Source organism: Mucilaginibacter sp. UYNi724 (assembly GCF_054057495.1).
On the sequence record NZ_JBSRZI010000007.1, the window covers coordinates 263,016 to 271,126 of the forward strand.

Here is an 8,111-nt window from a genome sequence, read left to right on the forward strand (position 1 = left end):
CCCGGAGTCCGGGATGGAGCGGTTGGAAAGATGCTGCCGCCGTTTCCCTGTTTTGGATTACACCTGGCGCTATGCGCCGGGACGTTCGGTCAACAAAGGCTGTTGCTGTTGGTGGCTTTCTTCCGTTGCCTGGCCCCGGTTAAGGAGCGCAGGCCGGAAGCGGCAGGGCTGCTAACCTTCCCACCACTGATCCACTTGTTCTTCGGTTAGCAGGGCAGTGCCGGTTTTTTCACTCTCGCTTGCGACCAAGCGGTTGATCGCGCCCCGGTCTGACGCGGATAGGTGTTGATATTCCTTAAGGATAATTTTCAGCCGCGGTATCAGGATTGCCGGAGCAAAGGGCTTGTCCGCGGCGCTCGCAATGCAAGCTTTGAGCTTTCCGGCAAGGATGTCGGTATCGGTGACGGCCTCCTGCTTTTCCGGCTGAATGGCCGCATCAGGCAGTTGCCCGGTTTTAACTCCTCCTTCCTCTTCAGGCTTATATCGCAGCGCCTGCAACTGGTCAGCCTCACTGTCTTCGGTAATGCGGCGGCGCAGGCTTTGCAGTTCCGGCCGGTAATTGCGCAGGATAATGATGAAGTAATAGATAATGGCGGCAACGAGGGCAGCTACTAAATACTGGTGCCAGCTGATTTGATGAAGGAAAGTCATTGTCTGATTGCTTGATGTTTTTAATGGGCAGGTTTGCTGCCGTTTGTTGATACAAAGCAAGCGGATTTGGGTACGCTCAAAAACTTCAACATTGGGTTGTACCCTTTTTGCAGTTTTAGAATCCTGTTGAATATCAGATGATTAACACTTCATTTTTGTAAGAACATTTAAATATTAATGGCTTATAAATCATTATCAACTAATTCCACCTTGCAAACAACGCAAAAAAAAGCCCCCTTGGGCAGGGGGTCTGAAAGTGCCATACTATCTGTACTTAAAACGCTCTGATTTGGTTAATCAAAGCATGTAGGGTTTGAATGGCGACCTCTTTATCGTTGTCCTCCATTTTATAGGTACTGCTTCTGGCACTTTTCCACGATACGTTTTCGAAGCGTTCCGTAGAAAGGTAAGGAACGATAATGCGCAGCACTTGGCTGAGAGAACGGGCCACAATCACGTTCGAACGGTCGGCAGCTTTAAGTATAATGGCAATCTGGTCTACGCTTAATCTGCATCTTAATTTTAAAGCAACTGTATCAGCTTCTGATTTTTCGGGACGGCGCAGGTAAACGGTGTAGCGCTGCTGGATGCCATTGTACAATTCGTTCAGGCCATCGGACAAAAGCTGCCCCGTATCGCGAAGTATTCCACTATCGGGATATTGAGCCAGATGAATACGGATTTGCTGCTGGAGCAAGCTTATAGCCTGGTCATAGTGTCCGGCGACCGCTTTAATATGATTTTCCCGGTAAAGACAAAACGCCTGGCGTTTTAACAACCTCCCAATCAAACTAAATTCAAGCGGCAGCCTTTCGTTAATCTGCTGAAGTTGGGTCGGCTTTAGTTCTTCCAAATTAGTTTTGTCCGGATTTAATGTTATCTCTACCAGCTCGTCAAGCCACGTAAACGGATATTCGTTTTCTTTGATTAGTCGTTTTCCCATACGTCAATTTTTGTTGATTGTTATGCCTCGCCCTCATAAATTCTTCCCGTTGTCCATCGGAGCGTCACGTTATTATTTACGAGATGCGCACTTTTTACCATTATCAGCCCAATTGTTATAATATTTTTTAAAAAATATTGTTAATTAAAAAGCATTAACAATTAACCACAAGGTAAATACAACCAGTTAATTTGTCTTTGATAATTATCAAAATCGCAAAACCTATTGTTTTTTATGAATGTAGAATTGCTGATACAGACGTTAAATTTCATTTCCCCGTTATCTTCTGAACTGGATAAAAGGTTCAGGGAGAACCTCCGGGAGGAAAAATTTCCAAGGCGGCATCTGCTGCTGAAAGAAGGACAAATAGCCAATAAGATTTATTTCATTAATCAAGGATTTGCAAGGGCATTTTATTACACGCGTGAGGGAAAAGAATGCACTTCCTGGTTTATGGGAAAAGGTGAATTAATGATCTCGGTTTATAGCTTTTACACCCAGCAACCAGCCGCGGAAAATATTGAGTTGCTGGAGCAAAGTGAACTGTTGTCTATGACCTGGAACCAGCTACAGGGCATATACGCGGATTTTCCGGAATACAATTTTATCGGACGGATTGTAACCGAAAAGTACTATCAACTTTCGGAGGAAAGGGCGGTCCTGTTGCGAACCCTGTCTGCTAAAGAAAGGTATGAAAGGTTGTTGCTGACCCACCCAGGAATTCTTGAAAAAGCCCAGCTCGGGCAGATCGCATCTTACCTCGGCCTAAGCGCGGAAACACTTAGCCGGGTCAGGGGAATGAAAGACAATTTGACTTTAGTCAAAAAAACGGGCTGATCCGAAACCACTGTTTTACCATTTATTTGAATCTTATGAAAAGAAAGTTGATCACTTCCATTCTCCTTCTCGCTTTTATAGTCGCTTGTAAAAAAGAACAGCTTACACAACCCTTTGAAGAACTTAATGAGCCGATAGACAATTCCATGCTCACGGTTAATGATGCCAAAGCATGGATGGCAACAAAAATGCGAAGCAACACTTCTGAAACAACAGATACCTCCCGAAAATTTAAATTAGGGAATATCACTATAGCATGGGAAACGAGTACAAACATACAGAGCGCTTCAGGCAACTATATATACACCGACCTTCCGGGCAGCGCAACATTTCAAAATAAACGTCAGGGATACAGTAAGTTGGATTGTGAGTTAAATATAATTTAATATTGTTTTAAATTATATTATATTTAAGATAATAATCATAAAATTGTTTCTATTTTTATACCAGACCAAACATCACAATAAAATGAAGACCCTTACTCTTATTATTTTTTTCTTTGTAGGCTTATCAGTTGCCAAATCCCAAACATTACCGATTGATACTTTAGAATATAGGATATCGGTTACCTCAAAAGTGAAAGATGTACTGGCAACGGTTTCTATTTCCTCTGGCAAACAAATCGCTTTAGCAGACTTTTTTCAAAATGAAGAAACGTCTATTTCTGCCGCCGTCAACAACAACACAAGCTCTTCCACTCTTCAGCAGCTTAAAGATCAGCTGGTCGCCCAGTTTCAATCCATTTTGAGTTCTGATGAGTTGGCTGCCTTCCGTTCGAAGAGAAAAGATTCGATTTACGCCAAAGTGATTTCCGGCACAAATTAAACGGAAACTTACCGGCAATAGCCATAACCATCTTTAACAAAATCTTATAATCATGAGAAAACGTTTACTCTTCCTGAGTTTGCTGTGTGCCAGCTTAAGCTCACATGCGCAATGGACCACAGGCACAGGCAATATCAACAACACGAATATGCACCGACCAGCATGCCAGTACGCCTTTGGGCAGGTGGAAACGAAAAGATGACCATATTATCAAGTGGAAATATAGGGGTAGGAACAAACACACCGGACGAAAAGCTTTCTGTTGTTGGGACTGTACATGCCAAAGCCGTAAAAGTAGATTTAGTAAATCTTCCTGATTACGTGTTTGACAAGAGCTACCAATTGCCTTCACTGGAAGACGTAAAAACTTACATAGACAAAAACCATCATCTGCCGGAAATGCCTTCTGCAAAAGAAGCCGAGAAAGATGGTCTGAACCTGGGCGAGATGAATAAACTGCTGTTAAAGAAAGTAGAAGAACTGACGCTGTATTTGATTAAGCAGGATAAGACGATTCAACAACAAAATAAACGAATAGGAAAAATAGAAGCGATAAAATAGATTCAATTGACTGACGGACATAACAAAAGATCAGCAATCTCTACATTAACAAAAACATTAATGAGCCTAAATTAGGTCTTCAAACCAGTAACTTGCAATTAAACCAAATGAATAAATCTCCCCTGCTTCAGAATAAAATATTAATATGGAGCTATCGAATTCTGCTTTTATCTGCTGTTTTATTTCTTCTGTTTGACTTTTTTTTCTACAGTGAAAAGATAGCCTATGTTGATTCCGCCCGCATCCTTAATGAATATAAAGGTTCAGCAGAGGCGAAAAAAGCATACGAATCAAAGGCGAAAGTCTGGCAGTCTAACATTGATACGCTAACAAATGAAGTTAAGGCGGCTATACAGACGTATGAAAAGAGTATAGCTATCATGTCTAAAACAGAGCAAGACCTTTCCAGGCAACTTATTCAATCTAAACAAAAACAGCTTTCTGATTATCAGCGTGGAATTCAAGAAAACGCCAAACAAGAGGATGGTAAATTACACAAGCCATTGTTTCTCAAATAAATTCTTTTCTAACTAAGTATGGTAAAGAGCATAATTATAAATTGATCTTAATTGCAAATCAATCCGGTACTATAGCTTATGCGCGAGATGGTTTAGATATTACTTCAAAAGTAATAGAGGAAATTAACGATGAGTATTCCGCTAATAAAAAGTAAAGTGAAAAATGTTTTGCGGCTCTTATCCTTATTGCGGCTTGTATTGATTGCAGTATGTTTTGTATCCTGTCATAAAGGGTTCACAAACAAAGCCGATTTGATTACTTACATAAATAATCCCGAAAATGGATTGCAAAAATTGCAGCAAGCCGGAGAAATAAAAGCGGTACTAACATACAAGCCCTGGCAGCTTATAGCAGATAAGGGAAAGGCAGGAAGCGAAAAAGCCTATTCTGCTCACAGATATTCAAATCAGTTATTTTTTGTTCTAAGCTTGTCGGCCAATAAGAAGGAAGTGTTGAGACAGCTACCGTTTAACCAATACAGCGAAATGGTGCAGGTACTGGCCTTTAGAATGAATGACTTTATTGATGTAATACCTGATAGCGATAAACCTGTGCAGCCATTGAATTGTATCTTTCAACAAACTTATGGGATGGGGCAAGCTAACAGTATTTTAATAGCATTTGATAAAAAAAGGCTGATGGCCGCTAACAACCTAAGGATACATATAACCGAATTCGGGCTCTATACAGGAGATTTATTTTTTGATATAGCAGTAAAAGATATAAAAAAGCTACAAGATATTGTAATAAACTAATACCACCTAAAACGAATAATGCTGCTTACAAAATACAAACACCACCGCATAAAAAAGACGATAGCCATTTTTATGTTGTTTACGATCATTAATCAAATTTTCGGTCCAACAGTAGCCTATGCTTTAACTTCTGGCCCAACAGCCCCTGAAGCAACCAGTTTTGAACCGATAGACACAACGGATATGGTAAACCCGTTAACTGGGAGCTTTACCTACAATATGCCATTATTAGAGGTTCCTGGACCTGAGGGCAGCTACCCACTGGCTTTATCATATCATGCTGGAATTCAACCTAACGAAGAAGCATCTTGGGTTGGCTTGGGATGGTCTCTTAACCCAGGTGCAATAGCAAGAAATGTAAACGGCTATCCGGATGATTTGGAATAGCGCCGACGGAGCTGGCGGAACCATGCACAATTACTGGGAAGGAGGCGAAAGATCGACATATTCTGTTAGTGTAAATATTGGAATAGCGGGAACACCGGCTTCCGTAAATTTTGGGTTGTCATTTTCACAAGACACATATCAAGGATTTGGGGCGGGAGCTTCAGTAGGTATAGGGACTAGCATAGGTGGAGAAAAGTCCCCTTTTGGTATAGGTTTACAAATTGGAGTTTCACCATATGGCGGTGGATATGCGGGGGCAAATTTAAATTATATGGCGGGTGCTATTGGGAGCAGTGGTTTAAAAGAGAGCCTAAGTCTAGGACTGCAAACCAACTTTAAATCGTTAAGCGGAACGTTAGGAGGGAGCATAGACCCAATAGGTGGAAGTGGGTCTTTATTAGGAGCATCTATAAGTTCATCAGATATAAGGCCTTCTTTTACTGTAGGTGGGGGATCTATAACCTCAGTGAATGATGCCAACAAAGGCAAAATAAGTACTTTTTCAGATGGTTCTTTCTTTCCAATTCCAATTATTCCTGGTGTATTAAGTTTAGGGTTGGGTTATCAGAATGTAAGATATTGGTCTAGTACTAGCAGCAACCTTACCGCAAATGGTGTATTAAATAATAGATCCTCAATAACTTCAAGTACAGATTTAACTGATAGAGATGATGACAATTACTCATTACTCGACCCAATAAATTCTAACATCATAGACAATGCGGATCCTCTTGAACAATTGGGGGGGACTTTTCCTAATTTTGATAATTATTCGGTCACAGCACAAGGATTAAGTGGCAGTATTCGTCCTTACGCGCTATCCACAATTTTGTATAATCAAAATAGGATAACTGACACGGATCATAGTAATGATATATACGGCGAAGGGTTAACATCAAACGTTGTTCCAGCACCACTTGGAAAAAAATGGCAATTCAGATTTATTAATGACTTATCAAATTCTTACCAACAAGGTCATCCATGGAATAATAATCAGGAGTATAATTTTGATGGAAACCCTCAATTTGGTAATAATGACGGCGATTATGGTTATGATAGCGGCACAAACCGTTTAGAAGGAACAAATCACATTGAATATTTTACTAACGCACAGATTAAAAGCCGACAAGCTGCCAACAGAGGCTTTATTGATTTTAGTGATCAAGCTGGATTTGTTCGTGCTAATTGTGACCAAAATCAAATAGGAGGATTTATGATTACAAATTCAAGCGGTGTAACTTATCACTATGCCCTGCCCGCATATAGTTCCGGTGAAGTAATGCACACTGAAAATATAAGTCAAGACCACGGTTTAGCATATAGTGATTTAACAAAAAAGAGTTCATATGCGTATACTTGGTATTTAACTGCTATAACCGGGCCTGATTATGTATCACGCGGAGCAGTATTTGGTAATCTTAATAAAGCTGACTGGGGATATTGGGTGAAATTTGACTATGGGAAATGGACAGATTTATATTTTTGGCGAAATCCTTCTGAAGGTGATCAGATCGATTTAGATAACCAGTTCAAACACCATTCATCAGGGGTTAAGGATGTTTATTATTTAGATGCCATCGAGACAAGAACACACACTGCATTATTTGTTAAGAATCAACGTAATGATGGCCGCTCAAAATCAAGATTTACCCCGGAAGTTTTTGATAACTGGTCAGTTCCGACACTTAGTTTAAGTTATATCTTATTGCTTAAAAATGATCAATTTAATTCCAGTATATTAAACATTCAACAAACTTCACTACCTCCTACATCTGGCAGGACATTAAGTTATGAAACAAACGTTATAGACGTAAAAGACATAGATTTACTACAGGAGAACTTAACGCAAAACTGTTTGAGAAAAGTAGCATTTAATTATGATTATTCATTAAGTCCAGGCGTTCCTAACAGCTTCGGACAGGGGGCTTCAAGTAATACTCTAAGTTTAGGCAAGCTATGTTTGCTGTCTGTGGACTTTCAGGGAAAAAGTGGTACAACAATTACACCACCTACGGAATTTCAATATGACTTAGATCAAACGGATCCTAAAAACATGGGAATTATATCTATAACTTCAATTGCCGGTCTCAGTGGCAAAATCTCAGTTCAAACAGGGAGTAATTTCAAAGTCGGAGAAATTATATTATTTTCAATAAATGGTGTTAAATATTACTGCACCTTATTAAATACCACTGACAACGGAACAACTTACAATGTTTTATTTTTAAATAATACTCCCGGAGCGTTAAGCAATTCAATTTCGGCTACTAAAACAAAAAATCCGCCATATAATAAAGATGCCTATGATAACTGGGGTTCCTATAAATCGGATTTTATGTCAAATCCTAGCAATGAAAATCTTGCTCGGATGACAAGCAGCATTTCCAAAGAAGCTACTGATGTATGGTCTCTTAGAAAAATCAAATCGGGAATTGGAACAGATATCGCTATAGACTATGAGGGGAATACTTATAGGAAATCAGTTCTCACGAAAAGCAAATCTCTAATTCTTTTAAATAATGTAACTCAGCCAAATGGTGGATATACCGCTGATATTGACCACCCAATTCCGGCGGAATGTGACCAGTGATTCCGCGTCAAATTGACCACCCCATTCCGGGGCAAACTGACCA

Annotated in this window: 9 protein-coding genes and 1 pseudogene; 8 read left to right on the forward strand and 2 right to left on the reverse strand. The window is 40.0% G+C overall.

The features are described 5' to 3' along the window. Positions 1 to 171: 171 nt before the first annotated feature. Positions 172 to 651, reverse strand: coding sequence for a hypothetical protein (locus ACVW0P_RS12805; RefSeq protein ID WP_457132444.1), 480 nt, complete (start codon positions 649 to 651; stop codon positions 172 to 174). A gap of 274 nt (positions 652 to 925) precedes the next feature. Further along, complete coding sequence (locus ACVW0P_RS12810) at positions 926 to 1,594, reverse strand: hypothetical protein (RefSeq protein ID WP_457132445.1); 669 nt, start codon at positions 1,592 to 1,594, stop codon at positions 926 to 928. Positions 1,595 to 1,828: 234 nt separating this feature from the next. Between ACVW0P_RS12810 and ACVW0P_RS12815 the strand changes: the two genes are divergently transcribed. From ACVW0P_RS12815 to ACVW0P_RS12850, 8 genes and pseudogenes are all read left to right on the forward strand, one after another. Then, positions 1,829 to 2,431, forward strand: coding sequence for a Crp/Fnr family transcriptional regulator (locus ACVW0P_RS12815; RefSeq protein ID WP_457132446.1), 603 nt, complete (start codon positions 1,829 to 1,831; stop codon positions 2,429 to 2,431). Between the two features lie 35 nt (positions 2,432 to 2,466). Then, on the forward strand, positions 2,467 to 2,817 hold the full coding sequence (locus ACVW0P_RS12820) for a hypothetical protein (protein ID WP_457132447.1): 351 nt from the start codon (positions 2,467 to 2,469) through the stop codon (positions 2,815 to 2,817). An 82-nt stretch (positions 2,818 to 2,899) separates the two neighbouring features. Then, the gene (locus ACVW0P_RS12825; protein ID WP_457132448.1) at positions 2,900 to 3,256 is read left to right on the forward strand and encodes a hypothetical protein; all 357 of its coding nucleotides are present in this window, start codon (positions 2,900 to 2,902) and stop codon (positions 3,254 to 3,256) included. A gap of 111 nt (positions 3,257 to 3,367) precedes the next feature. Next, on the forward strand, positions 3,368 to 3,817 hold the full coding sequence (locus ACVW0P_RS12830; protein ID WP_457132449.1) for a hypothetical protein: 450 nt from the start codon (positions 3,368 to 3,370) through the stop codon (positions 3,815 to 3,817). Between the two features lie 107 nt (positions 3,818 to 3,924). Beyond that, positions 3,925 to 4,490, forward strand: a pseudogene (locus tag ACVW0P_RS12835) (OmpH family outer membrane protein). After that, complete coding sequence (locus ACVW0P_RS12840; RefSeq protein WP_457132450.1) at positions 4,465 to 5,091, forward strand: hypothetical protein; 627 nt, start codon at positions 4,465 to 4,467, stop codon at positions 5,089 to 5,091. Before ACVW0P_RS12835 ends, ACVW0P_RS12840 begins: the two are co-directional and overlap by 26 nt. A gap of 18 nt (positions 5,092 to 5,109) precedes the next feature. Next, complete coding sequence (locus tag ACVW0P_RS12845) at positions 5,110 to 5,478, forward strand: hypothetical protein (RefSeq protein WP_457132451.1); 369 nt, start codon at positions 5,110 to 5,112, stop codon at positions 5,476 to 5,478. Next, a complete protein-coding gene (locus tag ACVW0P_RS12850) occupies positions 5,465 to 8,068 on the forward strand; it encodes a hypothetical protein (RefSeq protein ID WP_457132452.1) in 2,604 nt (867 codons plus the stop codon). The genes ACVW0P_RS12845 and ACVW0P_RS12850 overlap by 14 nt, the downstream gene beginning before the upstream one ends. Positions 8,069 to 8,111: the final 43 nt, after the last annotated feature.

Coding starts and splice junctions, on each gene's coding strand:
- ACVW0P_RS12820 (WP_457132447.1), top strand. CDS start 2,467: ATGAAAAGAAAGTTGATCACTTCCATTCTCCTTCTCGCTTTTATAGTC.
- ACVW0P_RS12805 (WP_457132444.1), bottom strand. CDS start 651: ATGACTTTCCTTCATCAAATCAGCTGGCACCAGTATTTAGTAGCTGCC.
- ACVW0P_RS12825 (WP_457132448.1), top strand. CDS start 2,900: ATGAAGACCCTTACTCTTATTATTTTTTTCTTTGTAGGCTTATCAGTT.
- ACVW0P_RS12840 (WP_457132450.1), top strand. CDS start 4,465: ATGAGTATTCCGCTAATAAAAAGTAAAGTGAAAAATGTTTTGCGGCTC.
- ACVW0P_RS12815 (WP_457132446.1), top strand. CDS start 1,829: ATGAATGTAGAATTGCTGATACAGACGTTAAATTTCATTTCCCCGTTA.
- ACVW0P_RS12850 (WP_457132452.1), top strand. CDS start 5,465: ATGATTTGGAATAGCGCCGACGGAGCTGGCGGAACCATGCACAATTAC.
- ACVW0P_RS12845 (WP_457132451.1), top strand. CDS start 5,110: ATGCTGCTTACAAAATACAAACACCACCGCATAAAAAAGACGATAGCC.
- ACVW0P_RS12830 (WP_457132449.1), top strand. CDS start 3,368: ATGGACCACAGGCACAGGCAATATCAACAACACGAATATGCACCGACC.
- ACVW0P_RS12810 (WP_457132445.1), bottom strand. CDS start 1,594: ATGGGAAAACGACTAATCAAAGAAAACGAATATCCGTTTACGTGGCTT.